The 18,894-nt window shown below is 41.7% G+C and carries 11 protein-coding genes and 1 tRNA gene; 8 read left to right on the forward strand and 4 right to left on the reverse strand.

Going from position 1 to position 18,894, the window contains the following annotated elements:
* Nucleotides 1-10: 10 nt before the first annotated feature.
* The 3 genes from DVR12_RS24635 to DVR12_RS24645 all read left to right on the forward strand — a co-directional run bounded on the left by DVR12_RS24635 (nt 11) and on the right by DVR12_RS24645 (nt 2,653).
* A complete protein-coding gene (locus tag DVR12_RS24635) occupies nt 11-901 on the forward strand; it encodes a DUF1338 domain-containing protein (protein WP_116978477.1) in 891 nt (296 codons plus the stop codon).
* Between the two features lie 2 nt (nt 902-903).
* Complete coding sequence (amaB, locus tag DVR12_RS24640; RefSeq protein WP_116978478.1) at nt 904-2,427, forward strand: L-piperidine-6-carboxylate dehydrogenase; 1,524 nt, start codon at nt 904-906, stop codon at nt 2,425-2,427.
* A gap of 152 nt (nt 2,428-2,579) precedes the next feature.
* Nucleotides 2,580-2,653, forward strand: a tRNA-Arg gene (locus DVR12_RS24645).
* Between the two features lie 104 nt (nt 2,654-2,757).
* On the opposite strand, the gene DVR12_RS24650 is transcribed toward DVR12_RS24645, so the two are convergent.
* The gene (locus tag DVR12_RS24650) at nt 2,758-4,191 is read right to left on the reverse strand and encodes a hypothetical protein (protein WP_116978479.1); all 1,434 of its coding nucleotides are present in this window, start codon (nt 4,189-4,191) and stop codon (nt 2,758-2,760) included.
* 187 nt (nt 4,192-4,378) lie between these two features.
* Between DVR12_RS24650 and DVR12_RS24655 the strand changes: the two genes are divergently transcribed.
* Together DVR12_RS24655 and gap are read left to right on the forward strand one after the other, a co-directional pair.
* Nucleotides 4,379-5,380 (forward strand): GlxA family transcriptional regulator, encoded by a 1,002-nt coding sequence (locus tag DVR12_RS24655; RefSeq protein WP_116978480.1) that lies wholly within the window; start codon nt 4,379-4,381, stop codon nt 5,378-5,380.
* Nucleotides 5,381-5,407: 27 nt separating this feature from the next.
* Complete coding sequence (gene gap / locus DVR12_RS24660; RefSeq protein WP_116978481.1) at nt 5,408-6,388, forward strand: type I glyceraldehyde-3-phosphate dehydrogenase; 981 nt, start codon at nt 5,408-5,410, stop codon at nt 6,386-6,388.
* Nucleotides 6,389-6,461: 73 nt separating this feature from the next.
* Here gap and fusA read toward each other — a convergent pair whose 3' ends face one another.
* Both fusA and DVR12_RS24670 read right to left on the reverse strand, forming a co-directional pair.
* Entirely contained in the window at nt 6,462-8,534 is a 2,073-nt protein-coding gene (gene fusA, locus DVR12_RS24665; protein WP_116978482.1) for an elongation factor G, read from the reverse strand.
* A gap of 495 nt (nt 8,535-9,029) precedes the next feature.
* Nucleotides 9,030-10,745 carry a trypsin-like peptidase domain-containing protein gene (locus DVR12_RS24670; protein WP_116978483.1) on the reverse strand — a complete coding sequence of 572 codons (1,716 nt, stop codon included), beginning with the start codon at nt 10,743-10,745 and terminating at the stop codon, nt 9,030-9,032.
* A gap of 161 nt (nt 10,746-10,906) precedes the next feature.
* On the opposite strand from DVR12_RS24670, the gene DVR12_RS24675 reads away from it, so the two are divergent.
* Complete coding sequence (locus tag DVR12_RS24675) at nt 10,907-11,914, forward strand: glycoside hydrolase family 130 protein (protein ID WP_116978484.1); 1,008 nt, start codon at nt 10,907-10,909, stop codon at nt 11,912-11,914.
* Here the strand turns inward: DVR12_RS24675 and tkt are convergent, their stop codons facing one another.
* Complete coding sequence (gene tkt, locus DVR12_RS24680) at nt 11,915-13,987, reverse strand: transketolase (protein ID WP_116978485.1); 2,073 nt, start codon at nt 13,985-13,987, stop codon at nt 11,915-11,917.
* 377 nt (nt 13,988-14,364) lie between these two features.
* Between tkt and DVR12_RS24685 the strand changes: the two genes are divergently transcribed.
* Nucleotides 14,365-17,499 carry a SusC/RagA family TonB-linked outer membrane protein gene (locus DVR12_RS24685; protein WP_199417199.1) on the forward strand — a complete coding sequence of 1,045 codons (3,135 nt, stop codon included), beginning with the start codon at nt 14,365-14,367 and terminating at the stop codon, nt 17,497-17,499.
* Nucleotides 17,500-17,516: 17 nt separating this feature from the next.
* Nucleotides 17,517-18,878: a RagB/SusD family nutrient uptake outer membrane protein gene (locus DVR12_RS24690; protein ID WP_116978486.1), complete on the forward strand. Its 1,362-nt coding sequence runs from the start codon at nt 17,517-17,519 to the stop codon at nt 18,876-18,878.
* Nucleotides 18,879-18,894 lie beyond the last annotated feature (16 nt).

Genomic DNA, 18,894 nt, shown 5'->3' on the forward strand with positions numbered 1-18,894 from the left:
AATCATTGTCATGAATAATTTGGAATTGATCCTGGATGGCCTGATGCGCCGCTATAAGGAGCGGGTGCCAGATGTGAACCGGGTAATAACAGCCATGATAGCAGAAGGGCTAATCAAAGAAGAACAGGAAATAGAAAACGATCATATTGCATTTCGTACAATCGGAGTTCCGCACTTAGGAATTCAATCACTGGAGAAAATCTTTATCTATCACGGCTATACGAAAAAAGATTATTACTATTTTGAAGAAAAGAAGCTGGATGCATACTGGTATGCACCGCCTGATCCTAAATTGCCCCGCATTTTTATCAGCGAACTAAGGGTAAAAGACTTATCTGCCGAAGCACAGCAAATCATTCACAGTTATACGGATGAAGTTACTTCTGATCCGGTTGATGCCTTAAACCTGGATAATCCGGAGCAAGTGGATAAATTTCTGCATAGTGGTTTATGGCGGCTCCCGACATATGCCGACTTCTCTGCTCTGGCGGCAGAAAGCGAATACGCTTCCTGGACCATCTATAATCGTTACTATCTCAACCATTTTACGATCAGTGTACACAACCTGAAAGATGAATATAATCACATTGAACAGTATAATCAGTTCCTGGAAAAGCATGGCCTGAAACTGAACGATGCCGGTGGTAAATTCAAGAAAAGTCCAGATGGTTTGCTATTGCAAAGTTCAACTGTGGCCAGTATGATTGAAGCAACATTTGCTGTTAATGATACGCACCGAATTGCTGGCTCCTATGTAGAATTTGCTGAGCGCAGATTACTTCCTGAATTTGAGCAATTGCAATCAGCTGAGGTAAACAGAACTCACCGCAGGGAAGGTTTTGAAGCCGCCAACGCAAATAAGATCTTTGAAAGTACGTATTCATCACAAACCAACAAGTAGCAATGAAATTTTTAGAAGAACTGGGATTAAAAGCAGTAAATCCAGGAGTGAGCACCGGCACAAAATGGATGCAGGGCAATGCAGGAAGTATTACTTCCTGGTCACCGGTGGATGGTCGGCAGATTGGTCAGGTAGGGATAGCTGGCGAACAGGATTACGCACAGGTAATTGAAGTTGCCACAAAAGCTTTTGAACAATGGCGTACGGTGCCAGCCCCTCGCAGAGGTGAAATAGTTCGGCAGATAGGTGAGGCATTGCGTGCGAGGAAACAGGCGCTGGGTAGTCTGGTTAGTTATGAAATGGGAAAGAGCCTACAGGAAGGATTAGGCGAAGTGCAGGAGATGATAGATATATGTGACTTTGCAGTGGGATTAAGTCGCCAGCTCTATGGCTTGAGTATGCATAGTGAACGACCTTCACACAGAATGTATGAGCAATGGCATCCGCTTGGTATAGTTGGGATTATTTCCGCATTTAACTTTCCGGTAGCTGTATGGAGCTGGAATGCTATGCTGGCTATGGTTTGTGGCGATGTTTGCGTTTGGAAACCGAGTGAAAAAACACCTTTGTCGGCTATTGCTTGTCAGCATATCATCGCAGAAGTACTGGAACGTAACAACGTACCTGAAGGAGTACTCTGTGTAATTAACGGAGGGCGTGAAACAGGAGAAATGTTAGCATCGGATCAAAGAGTTCCATTGGTATCTGCCACCGGCTCCACGCGTATGGGTAAAGCTGTGGCAACTACTGTAGCCGCAAGATTAGGTCGTTGCCTGTTGGAATTGGGAGGTAACAATGCCATTATTATTTCCCGCGATGCAGATCTGGATATGGCACTTATTGGTAGTTTATTCGGGGCAGTAGGAACAGCGGGTCAACGTTGTACTACCACGCGTCGCCTGATTATTCACGAATCGGTATACGATTCCTTCAAGGAAAAACTGACTAAAGCATACGGGCAACTCCGCATTGGTAATCCGTTGGATGAAACAAATCACGTTGGTCCATTGATCGATAAAGATGCCGTAAATGCTTACCTGAAAGCTATTGATGCCTGTAAAAAAGAAGGCGGAAATTTTGTTGTGGAAGGTGGAGTTGTGAGTGGTGAAGGCTTTGAGAGTGGTTGTTATGTGAAACCATGTATTGCTGAAGCCCGGGCGGATTTTGAAATTGTGCAGACAGAAACTTTTGCTCCAATACTTTACCTGATGAAATACAACACACTGGAAGAGGCAATAGCTATGCAGAATAATGTGCCACAGGGGCTTTCTTCTGCTATTATGACTATGAATCTGAGAGAGGCGGAGCTTTTCCTTTCAGCAGCGGGTAGCGATTGTGGTATTGCCAATGTAAATATAGGTACTTCCGGAGCTGAAATCGGTGGTGCTTTTGGCGGAGAAAAAGAAACAGGTGGCGGCCGGGAAAGTGGGAGTGATGCCTGGAAGAATTATATGCGCAGACAAACAAATACAATTAATTACGGAACTCAGTTGCCGTTGGCACAAGGCATTAAGTTTGATCTGTGATAGAATGATTAATGCATGAGTTGCTCTTTTGCGTTGTAACAGCTCATGCATTTTATTCATATCAACATATCTAAAAATTATTTTTATAAAAAATTGATAAATAATTTGTTAGAAAAGTAACTTTTACTACATTTGCACTCCCAATCGGGAATGGCTGCGTAGCTCAACTGAATAGAGCATCTGACTACGGATCAGAAGGTTTCAGGTTTGAATCCTGACGCGGTCACTACAAAAAAGCAAGTTGTTTATTAAAGCAACTTGCTTTTTTTTTCTCTGGAGCGATTGATGAAATTGAAGATTGATGGAGAATAATAATGTTTATGTGGCCTTCTATTGGATTGTATCCTTTTTCCCAGTGTTACTTTCAAACAGGTGTATCTCTAATTCTTTATGCAGATTATTAAGATGGAAATCTTCAAGTATTAATAGCCTTAGTCCATTTTTGTGTGCAAATACTCTTTTTATTCTATCATTTGTTAATACCTCTTCCAATGCTTTAATACCACCGAACTTATTAACTTTTCTATAATGTTGATCGCCATTAAATTCAATCAACAATTTTAATTTATCAATATAAAAGTCATAAAACAATTTGCCTTTATTTTTTAGGCCTTCAAATGATTTTTGGTATTCATATATGATATTATTTTGGTCGAGATATTCTGCTATTTTTCTCTCTCCCAAATACTTTATTTCACATTTCCGGCAATGTCTTTTTTCTGAAATATGCTCATAAAAAGATCGGGTAAATGTTCCATGAATTTTACAAATGAGTTCAAGCTTCGTATTGATATTTTTTATTACCTGTCCTCGCGGATAAATATATTTTTGGCCGAATAATTCCTTACTCTTTGAAATGAAATCATCGTAGGTGTATTTACGGTATCTTTTACTGGCTTCTTCATTTCTGCAATGTATACATCCCTTATGTTTAAAAACATTACTGATATGTTGTTTGAAAATAGTTCCCGGGTGCTGGCAGCATTCTGAAATAATGAACCTGTTTTTGTTTATCCTTTCAATTCGTAGGAATTTTTTCTTTCCTTCCTGAAATATGTTGTCGAAGAATTGTTGTATATTTTGATCATTATATTTTTCTCTATGTTTACCCCGGTGTTCAAACTCACATTCTTTACAGGCATAATGCCCCTTGGAAAAATTGTTTTTTCTTTGGATAAATAATTTCCCGTGTTTGCTGCAAAAAACATTGATTAATCCATTATTTAATACTTGTTCTGGTATAATAAATTTACCTGGTCCAAATATTTCATCTGCTCTCTGTTGCCAGGTCAGGATACTCATTGTTTTGTAATGCTGTACCTTTTTGCAATCTTCACAGGCAAATCCTTTGAATTTCCTGATATTACTACCTGTTACATAAAACTCATTATTGTGTTGTAAGCAGATAATTTTGTATTTTTTCTTATTGTTGGTATGCTCCAGACTTTTTATCGAATATTTATTCCTCCCAAATCTTAAGTCAATTTTTTCCTGAAAATGGGAGACAGGTTTTTCTCTGGCATTTCTTCGTTTATCGAACTGGCACTGGATACAAGGTTTAGAATTTCTGAATATTGAAGTTGCAACAACAGGCTTGCAGACATAATTGTGTTTTAAACATTTTACCTGGATTTTCGGGCTGCCACTGGCTCCATTCTTTCTTTTTCTGAATAAACCTCCGATAACCCTAAATGATTCGAGCCCCCTTTCGTCCAGTTTATCCTGGTACCTTTTTATGTCTGCGAAACTGAATTTACCTTCCATACTGTAATTATGTAAATGGTAAACCTAAATCTACCTTTAAACAAGTTATGAAGTGTTAATCCACCGTTAAGATACACTCCTGGAGGCTGGAATTGCATTTGCTGGAATCTGGCAGAAACTGTATAATTTTTGTCATTGCAGACGAGGCGAACAGGTTGTATTTTTGTATTACAAAACACTACAGGATATGCCAGAGCATCGTAAATTAGTTGCCATCGTAGTACTTCCACAAAGTCGACTGCTTACTCTTGCTGGCCCTGCCGATGTCTTCTCCTTTGCGGCCTCTATGCTTCAAGAGCAATTTGGCCCTGATAATCAGTCCTATGAGGTAATATTAGCGGGGGCACTGCCAGGGAAGGCTGTTGAACTGCGAAGTCCGGCCGATTTGCTGGTTACTGGCAGTATCTATGACATTAAACAGCCTATAGATACCCTGATCCTTATTGGAATGCATTTACCCCAGGATAATCCTGAAACAGAAAGATTTTATACCTGGCTTCAGCAAAAAAGCACGGAAATCAGACGAATAGCAGGTGTTTGCGTGGCTTCCTTTGTTTTGGCAAAAGCTGGCTTATTAGATCATAAAAAAGCCACAACACATTGGGAGAGATACGACGATTTCCGCAGCCAATTCCCAAAGGTAGTGGTCGACACAACTCCTTTCTTTATTAAGGATGGAAATATCTATACTGCCGGGGGTGTCACCTCCGGTATGGATTTAGCACTGGCAATGGTGGAAGAAGATTATGGCCGGGAGCTGGCTGTGCGGATCGCCCGAAAACTGGTAATTCACCTCAAACGCCCCGGAAATCAGAAACAATTTGGTGGCCTTCTGCCAGATTATGAGCTCAGCAGTACTATACTAATACAATTACGCCCATGGCTACTTCAACATATCCATGAAAATCTGGGGGTTGACATAATGGCTAAGCAGACAAACATGAGTGCCCGCAATTTCGCCAGGGTTTTCCTGAAAGAAACAGGACTTACCCCAGCTAAATTCATCGAAAAAATGCGCGTGGAATTAGCTCGTACTTACCTGGAAAATAGTGCTCTTTCCCTGGAAGAAATTGCATTAAAATGCGGCCTCGGTGGACTGGTATCCATGCGCCGGGTGTTTCTTCGTCATCTCGAAATCTCTCCGGGTACCTATCGTAGTACTTTCCGTTCTGCGTTACAGGCTCCCTGATTTACTCATCTACATAAATTTAAGATTATGAAAATTGCAATCAACGGTTTCGGAAGAATCGGTAGAATGACTATGCGTGTACTGCTCAATCAACCCTCAGTTGAAGTAGTAGCTATCAACGATCTGGCAGATGTTAATACCCTGGCTCATCTTTTTAAATTCGACTCTGCCCACGGTAAATTTAATGGCACCGTTAGCACTGATGGAAACAACCTTGTTATCAATGGTAAGAATATAAAACTCCTGAACGAAAGAAGCCCTGAAAACCTTCCATGGAAAGATCTTGACGTCTATGCTGTGATTGAATCTACCGGCCGGTTTACTGCCCGTGACCAGGCATCTGCACATCTGAAAGCAGGCGCTAAAAAAGTTCTGATTACTGCTCCCGCTTCCGGAAACGTAAAAACAATTGTAGATGGAGTTAACAACCATCTTATCTCTCCGGATGATGATATTATTTCCTCTGCTTCCTGCACTACCAATTGCATTGCCCCGGTACTTTATGTTTTAGAAAACGCCTATGGTATTGAGTCTGGTTTCATGACCACCATTCATGCCTACACAATGGACCAAATGCTGCAGGATGGTCCGCATAAAGATCTGCGCAGAGCAAGGGCCGCTGCATACTCTATTATCCCTACCACCACTGGTGCCGCCAAAGCGATAGGTGAGGTGCTGCCCAACCTCAAAGGCCGACTAAATGGATTTTCATATAGAGTACCGGTTATTGATGGCTCGGTTGCTGAACTAACCTTGAATCTTCGTACAACTCCTACAGCCGATGAAATTAATAAGTTACTACAACACCATGCATCCACCGATCTGCAAGGTATTCTCGAATATGCCACAGAACCTGTTGTATCTGCTGATATTCTCGGGAATACTCATTCTTCCATCGTTGATAGTTTACTTACCAGAACAATCGGTAATACTGTGAAAGTAGTAGCCTGGTATGATAATGAAATTGGTATTTCAAATAGATTGGCAAATATGGTAACAACATTGTAACAGCAGGTAAATAAAAAAGTCAGCCCGGTGGGTTTCATAAAAATGAAATCCACCGTCGACTGACTTCTGTGTTTTAAGAGATAACACTGGCTGCTATCTGCACAGGTACCGGCTGATAGTTTTCAAATGTCATGCTGGCACTGGCCCTTCCAGACGATAAGGTTCTCAACACTGTAATATATCCGAACAGTTCTGATAGCGGAACTGCCGCGCTGATATACTGCATATTTCCATCCATCCTCATTTGCCTGATGACTCCTCTACGTTTGTTTAAATCACCTGTTACTACACCTGTATATTCTTCAGGTAAGTTTACATCTACCTTCATCCATGGCTCAAGTAACCTTGGCTGGGCTTTAGCAGCTATGTTTTTGAATCCTGATATTGCAGCTAATTCGAAGTCAAATGCATGAGAATCTTTCTCGTGTACTTTACCATCCAACAAGCGTACTTTCATCGAGGCAACCGGATAACCTGCCAATACTCCATTTAGCATGGCCTTTTCAAAGCCTTTACTAACCGATGGGATAAACTCCTTAGGAATTGCTCCACCTTTGATTTCATTGACAAATTCAAGTCCATTGCTTTCATTATTTCCAGGCGATAGTTCGAAGGTAATATCGGCAAAGCTGCCCGAACCACCATTTTGTTTCTTATAGGTTTCCCTATGAGTAACGGTATCCGTAAATATTTCCTTGTACTCAATCTGCGGCGCACCTTTATTTACTTCAAGCTGGTACTGAGATGCAAGTTTTTCCAGCTTTACTTCGAGGTGTAACTCTCCCATACCTTTCAAAATTGTCTGTCCTGTTAATTCATTGACAGATACCTGCAACGTTGGATCTTCCTCTGTTAATCTGGCTAATGCTTCTCCAAGTTTATCATTGTCTTTCGCCGATTTAGCTTCAATTGCATAGCCTATCATCGGTTCAGGGAAGTTAATTTCTTCCAGTAATACGGGATGTTTCGGATCAGCGAGGGTATCGCCGGTTTTTACATCTTTCAGGCCTATGGCTGCGCCTATATCACCTGCTCCGATTGCATCAACATTTTCAAACTTATCAGATAAAATCCGCATCAATCTGCTTACTCTTACCTGTTTACCTGTTCTGCTATTCCAAAGCACATCACCATTCTTTAATTGCCCGCTGTATACTCTTACTAACGTTAACTGGCCTACGTAATCATCAACCAAAACCTTAAAAGCAAGGGCAGCAGAAGGACGGTCTAACGACGGTACCAATTCTATAGCTTCATTACTATCAGGCTGTATAGCATTAATTACCTCTATATCGGCAGGGGATGGAAGGTAGTCAACAACTGCATCCAGCAAAGGTTGTACTGCCTTATTTTTATAAGCCGCACCTGCGAGTACTGGTACCAAGGCCAGACTTAATACAGCCCTGCGAATGGCCGCACGTATATCCGACACCGCTATATTTCCGGCATCCCTGAGATATTGTTCCAGGAATATTTCATCCACGAGAGCTAATTCTTCCAGTAACTGCTGTCTGGCCTGTTGGGCTTCTTGCCGCAATTGATCTGGTATTGAATCGGTATTCCATGTTTTACCATCACTGGCTTCCCATATTCTGCCTTCCATGGAAATCAGATCAATGATTCCCGTAAAATCACTTTCAGCACCAATTGGTAACTGAACCGCAACCGCATTTCCGTTTAGTCGTTCACGTATATTCTGCACCACCTGCTGGAAGTTAGCTCCTTCACGATCCATTTTATTTACAAAGGCTATCCTTGGAACTCTGTACTTATTGGCCTGATGCCATACTGTTTCAGTTTGAGGCTGAACGCCAGACCTTGCATCAAATACCGCAACAGCACCATCCAATACACGCAGAGATCGTTCTACTTCAGCTGTAAAATCTACGTGGCCTGGTGTATCTATTATATTAATCGTCCAGTTACGACCATTGGCCAGCCATTGTGTAGTAATAGCTGCAGATGAAATTGTAATACCTCTTTTCTCTTCCTGAGGATCACTATCCATAATGGTATTACCATCGTCTACATTTCCCAGTTTATGAGTAAAGCCTGTAAAGTACAGCATTCGTTCTGTCAGGGTAGTTTTACCTGCATCAACGTGTGCCATTATACCTATATTTCTAAAGTCTGTTAATTGTTTCATATAAAAAATGGGATTAAAAAAGGCCTCACATCGGTAGATGAGAGGCCTTGCGAAAAAGCAATAGCATACTGCATCACCGGACTTGCCGTGAAGTAATCAATGCTTTAAAACTTAATTTTAATTGCTTTTTCATGTGAGAATAAGTTGAATAATAATAGAGTCGTTAGGGTAGGGGAAGCAAATAAAAAAGGCCTCTCCGAAACGAAGAGGCCCCTAAATAAAGTAGGAGTTATATATTAACCTCTCATATCGGGCATAGATCTGCCTCCCCGTCCTGAATAAAGACGATGCGTGTACTTGCAATTACCGCTCTGATAACGGTTGAAGCATGTTCGCATTTTGCTGATATGAGATATGTTTTCATAAATTTATTTTGCGATGCAAAGGTACGTGTTTTTATTAAAATAAACAAGAGTGCACGAAACGATTTAAACTATCAGGGGCCAGCCTTTTAGACTAGCCCTGATGAGTTGGTGCAATGACAATTATGCAGGTTTATTTTTTTGATATAGTATGCTGATTTTTCAATGCATCTTCAAGAAATAATCTTACTTCTTCTGCTGGAATTGCCAATGAACTGGTTCTCGAAACACGGGCAATGTTTATACCCATAAAATTTCCTTCTGTATCGTAAACCGGACTTCCACATTCATTAGGATATAGTCTTGCATCATGAATAAAAACTTTCCTGAATCCATATCTTCTGCTATTATACCCGCCTTCAAATTTCTCTGCCGGATGCTCCTGAATTACGGTCATTAAACCTTTGCTTTGTACGGTGATATTCTTTTTAAAGCTTTCTCCACTATTTCGTTTCCCTTTAAGACGAAGTATTGTTTTAGGAGGGCAATTGGCTACTGCCCAATCAAAATCTTCTTTAGTGTTTACATTAAGTCCGTTTACACTAATAATCCTGTCTCCTGCTTTCATGCCTAAGGTTTCTGCCTCACTGCCTGCATCTACTTTGTCTATGTATAGTGATTGATCTTTCTCTTCTGCTCTTATACCGATGTAAGAACCCAGTCGGGGAGGAATAAAACTTACGGTTGGAGTACCCAGAACACTGAATAATGCCGGGCCATCCGCAACTGGTGATAACAGAAATTTACCGGCTCCGGTAAATAATTTTTTGTCGGTTGATTCCTGTGTTAATTTGATACTGTTGTCAATCCTTACAGCCACTTCAAGTAATACAAGATCTCTCTGGGGATCTCTTGCAATAACCTTTGCCGCATATGATTTATGCTTATAGGAAACAAAAACAGAATCGTTTCCTACTATCGAGCTTTTGCTAATGATATAACTGTTGCCGGAAGTACTGTTATCCAAAGATACCAATGTTCCCAGGGCACTGCTTTCCTGGCCGGCAAGTGAACTGCTTAGTTCAAGGCAGGTTGGTTCGAGTGTTGATATGAGTGAAGAAAAGTTATTGGCCATATTTTCCAATGCTGGTATTGGCGCTACCTTGTAGGATGCCGGCATTGGATCTATTTCCTGGGGCTGTACCTGGGCTGCCATAGAATAACTTCTGTTATCCATCAGGTAATTCCAGTATAAACGGAATTTATCTACCGGCACTTCAAAATTCTCATCTAAGGAAAAGTCAATACGGCTGTGGATCCCTATTACCCGTCCATTAATATCGAATAGAGGTCCGCCCGAATCGCCTGGTTCCATTAATGCGGTATTGCTGATGAAACCTTTGTGAAGTTTACTCTCTGTGATATAGCCAAATCTTAAGATCGGAAGTTTGTTTTGCGGCATATTTCCCGGGTATCCCAAGCTAAAGCATGGTTGAAATGGAGTGAGAGCAGACGACCAGCCCATTTCTGCATGCGGCCAGTTACCAGGCTCCAAAATCTTAATTACAGCAGCGTCTACAGAAAAATCCTTAATGCTGCCTAAACCTGTTGCATAAACTATTTTTCCATCCGGAAATGCCACCTGATAGCGGCGGTTAGCAACAGCAGCATGTGCTGCAGTTAGTATATAACCATCAGCACTGATTACTACGGCGCTGAATGTTGGCCCTTCTGTGGTGTTATGTAGCGTATCATATTCAGTAACACCAACGGTAGCGACAGATACTTTTTTAACGGCCTGTTGAAGAGATGATTCCAGTGATTTATAATCCAGTTGCTGGCTAAATGAGAAGTTTGCCTTCAGCATTAGTGCCACTCCAATAATTAAAGAGTTGTAATTAATCCTCATTTTCTGATTTTGAAAGTTGATAACCCGGGATGTTGTGTTGGATTAATGGCAACAAAATGTACTGAGAGGGTGAAGAGGCACAATTAAAATATTTAAAAAGAGACATTTATGGCCTTTTTAATAGCGATAAAATTCGTACCTTTTCTTATCGAAATCTGCTTATGATCCGGATAATAAAACATGGAATCCTACTGGAACCCACTAAACTGGATTTTGAGAATGAGGGTGTCCTGAATCCAGCAACGGTTCAACATGGTAACAGCATCTTTCTTTACTATAGAGCTGTTCGTCAGGGGAATTTTTCTACTATCGGTTATTGTGATCTGACAGCTCCCACAAAGGTTGGTACCAGACTAAACAAGCCTTTGCTTGCTCCCGAATTTAAATATGAATCTAAAGGGTTGGAAGATCCAAGAGTAGTTGTCATCGAGGGAGAATATTACCTTACCTATACTGCATTCGATGGAGTTTGCGCCAAGGGAGCATTAGCCACTTCCTCTGATGGGATCAACTTTGATAAGAAAGGAGTGATCGTGGCTGAAATCGATTTTTATACTTTCAGAGAACTTGCACAAAAAAATGGCCCGTTAGACGAGCAGTATATTCTTTTTAATATGATGAATCCCAGACTTTGGGATAAAGACCTGATCTTCTTTCCAAGAAGAATAAATGGAAAACTGGTTATTCTCCATAGAATTAAGCCGGATATCCAGATTGTAATGGTGAATGACTTATCTGAGCTCACTCTGGATTTCTGGCACGACTACTTTGCACATTTTCAGGAACATATTTTATTAAGACCAAAATACCCGCATGAAAAAAGCTATGTGGGTGGTGGATGTCCGCCTATTGAAACACCGCATGGCTGGCTTTTGATCTATCACGGTGTTTATGAAACATCACATGGTTACGTCTATTCCGGATGTGCAGCCCTGCTCGATCTGAATGATCCAAGAAAGGAAATTGCCAGATTGCCTTATCCGCTTATTGTACCCCAAAAAATTTGGGAAATAAGGGGAGATGTTGATAATGTTTGCTTTCCTACTGGTTCAGTCGTGGAAGGAGATACCTTATATATTTATTACGGGGCTGGCGATGAAGTTATCGCCGCAGGCACAATAGGGCTTGCAGAACTAACAGACGAATTACTTGCTCATAGGAAGCATTAACTAGATTTTTAATAATGCCAATGCCCTTTCGCATATATTATCTACCGTAAATCCAAACTCCCGCATTACTACCGGGCCCGGAGCAGATGCTCCGAAATGCTCAATGGAAATATTAACACCGTATTGACCGGTATACTTCTCCCATCCCTGTGCTATACCGGCTTCAATAGAAATTCGTGCAGGTATATCTGGTGGCAATACCATATCCCTGTATTCCTGTGTCTGGGCATCAAATAATTCCCAGCTTGGCATAGAAACAACCCTGGTAGGTATGTTAAATGAAGTGAGCCTTTCTTGTGCATTTACTGCCAGGTCTACTTCTGAACCTGTAGCTATTAATATAAGCTGTGGTTTTCCTTTTGGAGCATCCGAAAGTATATAGCCTCCATAATTAAGTCCTTCCGCACTGGCATACTTAGTTCGGTCTAATGTTGGTACATGCTGTCTGGTGAATATTAAGGCAACAGGCTTGTCTGGTATTTCTATAGCCATTTTCCAGGCAACAGCGGTTTCATTGGCATCGCCCGGCCGAATTACTACCAGATTGGGAATCGCTCTTAATGACGCTAGTATTTCGACTGGTTGATGGGTAGGTCCGTCTTCTCCCAGTGCAACGCTATCATGTGTGTAAACAAAAATTACTTTTAGCTTGCTTAAAGCGGCCAGCCGGATAGGAGGGCGCATGTAATCCGCAAAATTCAGAAATGTAGCAGTAAACGGTATGATTCCGCCATGTGCTGCTAAACCATTGGAAATGGCTCCCATTGCATGTTCTCTGACGCCATATTGTATGTTTCGCCCGTCGTAGCCCCATACTCCCGCTGCCGCTCCTTGTAAATCGCCCTTCTTCATGACAATACTTTCGAAATTCCCTGCATCTTTCATTTCAGTATTGGTGCTGGTATTCAGATCGGCTGACCCCCCGATAAATCCGGGCAGGTGATGAAAGAATTGCTGGATCACTTTTCCGGAGGCGGCACGAGTGGCCATGCCTTTACTATCTGCTTCGAATGATTGAATTTTTTCATCCCAGTTTTTAGGCAACCTGTTGTGAATTAATCCTCTTAACTCATGTGCAAGTTCTGGGTATTTTTGAGAATAGATAACCATATGATCTTCCCATTTTGCCGCTTGTTGCTTCCCTTTTTCAACGGCTTCCCTAAAATGTTGCAATGCTTCATCAGGAACTAAAAAATCAGGAGAAAGTGGCCATCCCAGTTTTTCTTTTGTTGCTTTAACCGCTTCTGGCCCTAATGGAGAACCATGTGCTGCACAGGTGTCTTGTTTGGGAGATCCATATCCGATATGGGTACGAACCAGGATAAGTGATGGCCTGTCTTTTTCTTCCTGTGCAGTTCTGATGGCCACTTCAATCGCAGCCAGGTCATTCCCATCTTCTACCTGTTGTGTATGCCAGCCGTAGGATTGAAAGCGCATGGCATGGTCTTCAGTAAATGTTACATTAGTGGAGGATGCTAAAGTGATTTTATTATCATCATATAAATAAATTAGCTTTCCTAATCTCAGATGACCAGCTAAAGATGCTGCTTCTGAAGCTACACCTTCCATCAGATCTCCATCACTCACAATGGCATACGTATAATGGTCAACTACATGATCACCCGGACGGTTATACTTTGCTGCCAGATAGGCTTCTGCCATTGCCAGGCCAACACCGTTGGCAAATCCTTGCCCCAATGGGCCGGTAGTAACTTCTACTCCTGGTGTATGTCCTCTTTCCGGATGACCGGGGGTTTTACTGCCCCATTGTCTGAACTGTTGTATATCTTCTAACGATAAGTCATACCCTGTTAGATACAATAGACTGTATAACAGCATGGAACCATGGCCTGCCGATAATACAAAACGGTCTCTGTTGAACCAATGTGGATCTTCAGGGGCATGCCTGAGAAATTTTGTCCATAATACATAAGCCATCGGTGCGGCTCCCAATGGCATACCCGGATGCCCGCTGTCGGCTTTCTCAACAGCGTCTACTGAAAGGAAACGTATAGTATTAATGCAAAGTTGGTCTAATGCAGTGATGTTTGGTGTTATAGCAGTGGTGGCCATGATTTTTTATTTTGAAATGAGCAATCTCATGACCTTCAACAAACTTCATGCTCATAAGGTTGGCGAATATTTTTTAATTAGTCTACTAAAATTATAGACTTTTAGAAAATTATTGTAATATTGTAATCGCATAAAATACATTTCGCTTGTTGCGATCACTCGACCGAAGAAAATTTAAATCGCATGAATACATCAATACTTATCATGAGCGTTCCTTGCTATCAACGATGTTGGTAAGTTCCTGACTATTTTATTAAAAAAAGAAAACCGGAACTGTTGGCGCAGTTCCGGCAGGTAAACAAGGCTGTTTGGACAATTATCAGTGACCTGCCTATGCAGGACACCGGCCTCATTTTTTTCATACCAAAGTAAAGATAATGAAAATTGCTATTGCATGCAGCTATGGGCTGCTGCTGTCGGCTACTGCCATGGCACAAAATCTCCATTCAGCCAGGCAATCAGACACTATTTCTCCGGCCAAAAAATCTGTCGTACAAAATAATATCTCCTTATCCGGAAGAATTATTGACGCTAAAACTCAACAACCAATTAATGGAGCTTTAGTACATATCAAAGGTACTACCCATGAAGTACTAACGGGAAACAATGGAGAATTCGCATTACTTACTGGTCAGAAAGTTCCGGTTATTTATCAGATTTCAGCTTTGGGCTATAAGTTAAAAGAGCTTTATGCCGATAAAGCCCATTTCGGAAATATTGGTCTGGAAGAATTAAGTACACAGTTAAATGATGTGGTAGTAGTTGGATATGGAACACAGAAACGTAAGGATTTAACCAGTGCTATTGCATCCATAAAAGGTAGTGAAGTTGTAACAGTTCCCGTTGCCAGCTTCGATGCTCAATTACAGGGCCGGGCTGCCGGTGTTCAGATCAATTCAAATACCGGGGTACCCGGTGATGGCGTATTTGTGAGGGTACGTGGCACCAGTTCTATTAATGCAGATAACAATCCTCTCTATATTATCGATGGCGTTTTTATTAATAATTCAAGTCTGCAAACCGTAAATACTGGTGGAAGACAAACCTCTCCACTGGCCGACTTAAACCCTTCAGATATCGAAAATATTGAGGTCTTAAAGGATGCAAGTGCTACAGCCATTTATGGTTCAAGAGGGGCAAATGGAGTAGTTATCGTAACTACTAAAAGAGGAAAGTATAATGCAAAGGCAAAACTCAATCTCGATATTTCTTCCGGTGCTTCCTGGGCCCCCAAATTATGGGATTTAACCACCGGACCGGAACATGCTACTCTAATAAATGAGTTTTATGCCAATTCACTGGCAGATGCAACGGCAGCAGGAGACCAGGCCGGTATTAAGAAATATGCTTTGCCTCCTTTTCGTTCTTTAACGGATCAACCTGGTACTCAACCTGCGCCTCGCGGATTACCTTCCGAGCAAAAAACATATGATCGCCTACACGAAATCTTCAGAACTGCTGAGCTTCAAAACTATAATTTATCTCTTGCCGGTGGTAACCGCGATACCCGTTATTATTTCGGTGGAGGGTACTCAAAACAGGATGCGATTCTAAGACCAATTGGTTTTGAAAGGGCAAGTTTTAAACTGAATATTGATCAGCGCATCAACGACCGTATAACCTTAGGAAGTAGTAATAGTTTTTCAAGAAGCTTGAGAAGCCAGGGCAGATCTGGCGATGGCCCGCAGGGTGGATTATTACAGGCTGCTTTACATACTCCAACCTATCTTCCCGAAAATAATGCAGATGGCACTCCAGCCAGATGGGCAGGGTTCGACAATGTTCGGGTACTGATCGATAACTATGATGTACATACGACCAGTTTGCGTTATATCGGAAATCTCTTCCTGGATGCGGAAATACTTCCCGACCTTAAGTTTCATAGTCAGATCAGTATTGACTATAACAATTACAATGAATCAGAATACTGGAATAATCTGACTCAGCTGGGTGGTGGTACAACCAATGGATTAGCCACTTCTGCCATTACTCAGAATACCTCCTGGATTAATGAACAAACCTTAACCTGGAGAAAACAGATAGCTACAAAGCATTCCCTGGGAATTTTGGTAGGAAATACCTTACAAAGTAATACTGAAACCCTCACCTCGGCGCAAGGATCAGGATTTCCCAATAATGCCTATAAACTAATTTCTTCGGCTGCTACCCGCACTTCTTCACAAACCTGGACCAGGAACAATCTGGCTTCCTTTTTTTCCAGGATTGATTATAACTATGATGGTAAGTATTATTTGGGTGCCAGTGTAAGGGCAGATGGCTCCTCAAAATTCGGAGATAATGTGAAATGGGGGTATTTCCCATCCATAAGTGGTTCCTGGCGTCTTAAAGAGGAGAATTTCCTGAAACAGGTAAAAGGAATTAGCGACCTCAAACTTCGTTTAAGTTATGGAGTTACCGGAAACCAGTCAGGTATCAGCAACTTCGCTGCTAAAGGCCTTTGGTCTGGTGGCTCAGGATATCCTGATAACTCAAGTGGCGACCAACCCGGTACAACTCCCTTACAACTGCCAAACCAGGAACTGCAATGGGAAAGAACCAGTCAGTCTAATCTGGGTATTGACCTTGGACTGTTAAATGGCAGAATAAATCTGACGGCTGATTTCTATAGAAAATATACCAGCAATTTATTACTTCAACTCCCCAAAGCCGGTGTAACTGGCTTCTCATCCTATTATAGCAATGTCGGAGAAATAAGTAATAAGGGTTATGAAATAGGCATCAATACAATCAATATTTCAACTCCACATAGTACATGGACCACCAGTTTCAACATTGCAGGAAATAAGAACAGAATTGAAAAACTACCAACACCAATTTACCAATACAACAGAGATTGGATCATTATGCAGGAAGGATCTCCAATGTATTCATTCTGGCTGTACAAGCAGATAGGGGTAGATCCTCAAACAGGTAACGTAATTTTTGAAGGGGCTAAAGATGGCAAGCTTCCTGTATCTGCCCGTCAGGTTATGGGTAATGCAATGCCTGATTTTTACGGTGGATTGAGCAATACAGTTACCTGGAATGGATTTGATCTCAGCGTATTATTTACATTCCAGTATGGCAATGAGATATATAACCTGAACCGATTCTTCGGAGAGGGTGGGGGAACCAGAGATGCCAACCGTGTTTTGTTTGCCAATCAGCTCAATCGCTGGCAGAAGCCCAACGATATAACTGATGTTCCCCGCCTTACTGCCTACGGGTTAAACTATACAATTGATCAAAACAGCCGTTTCCTGGAAGATGGATCTTTCGTTCGTCTGAAATCCCTCACACTTGGATATACCATTCCTAAGTCAATCACCGAAAAATGGAAGATTCAACAACTGCGTGTATACTTTATCGGTAGTAATCTTTGGTTGCTGACTAAATATACAGGTCTGGACCCTGAGTCGAATGTTACTGGACTGCAAACCGTTCAGGGCCTCGATTTGGGTACACCACCCCAACCACGCAGTGTTCAGTTCGGAGTAAATGTTACGCTTTAAAAATTAAATAATCCATTATGAAAATATATTGGAAATATCTGCTTATTGTTGGTTTTAGTGCACTATCGGCCTGCCAGAAATTTCTGGATGTTCAACCTAGAGATGCTGTTTCAGATGAACTGACGATCGTAGACAAAACCTCCGCCAATACTGCTCTGAGAGGGGTATATAGGAAGTTGGCTGCCGATAGTTATTACGGCACTTTGTTTCAGACCTTTGGTTATCTGCCGGGAGATAATGTTCAGTGGACAGGTTCTCAGTCTGTTATTCAACAGTTCATCACGCATAAAATAAATGCAGACAATGGCAATCTGCAAAGTGTATGGACCGCTATTTATGCAACAATCAATGCAGCTAATCATGTAATCACCAAAGTGCCACTTGTACAGGATGCTACATTTTCCGCTGCAGACCGCAAGCAGATCATCGGTGAGGCATATTTCATCAGGGCTTTGTGCTACTTCGATCTGGCACGCACCTGGGGTAACGTTCAGATTACTTTAACCCCCACCTTAAGTGCATCAGACAAGAGTGATTTAAAAAATAGCACCCAGGCGCAGGTGTATACCCAGGTACTAACAGATTTAAATGCTGCTGATAGCCTATTATTGCCTCCGGCAAGCCCTAATCCTGTTAGAGCAAATCAACAAACTGCATGGGCATTAAAAGCCAGATATTATCTGTACCAGAAAGATTATGTACAGGCAGCTAATTATGCTGGTAAAGTACTGGCCGATAAAAAGACCTATTCGCTCCTTCATCCCTATAGCGCATTTTTTACACCTGCCAGTACATTGGCCACTAAGGAATCTGTTTTTGAACTCTCTTACAGTGCTACTTATACCAATGGCCATCGTAATTCATGGCAGCCGCCAGTCAACAGTGGAACCAGGCAATGGGCTCCTTCAGACGCATTTATAGCATTGGTTAATGATCCACTGATTGGTGGCAACAGAAATGCACTTGTAGCTAAAACATCTGCCGGACTGTGGTATGGGAATCTCTATTACAGAAGTAGTCCATCCGTTGATCCCAGCTATGTAATCCGTATTGCAGAATTATACCTGATACGTGCAGAAGCATTGGCACAGCAAAACAAACTCGATGATGCAAGAGAGGATCTCAACGCCATCCGCGAAAGAGCGGGTCTGTTACCTAATACAGCTACGGATAAAGAGGCTTTACTGCTTGCCATTGAAAATGAAACAAGGATTGAGTTTGCTCTGGAACCCCACAGATGGTTCGATCTGGCACGTACTGACCGTGCTGGTGCCGTACTAAATGTAACGGATAAACGCTTGTACTTATTTCCTATTCCTGCAAATGAAATCGTATTGTCTAATCATTTGCTGAAACAGAATCCCGGATACGACGAATAATTCATTCGCTAAATGC

This window comes from Chitinophaga silvatica, from assembly GCF_003419895.1.
In the GTDB taxonomy this organism is placed as follows: domain Bacteria; phylum Bacteroidota; class Bacteroidia; order Chitinophagales; family Chitinophagaceae; genus Chitinophaga; species Chitinophaga silvatica.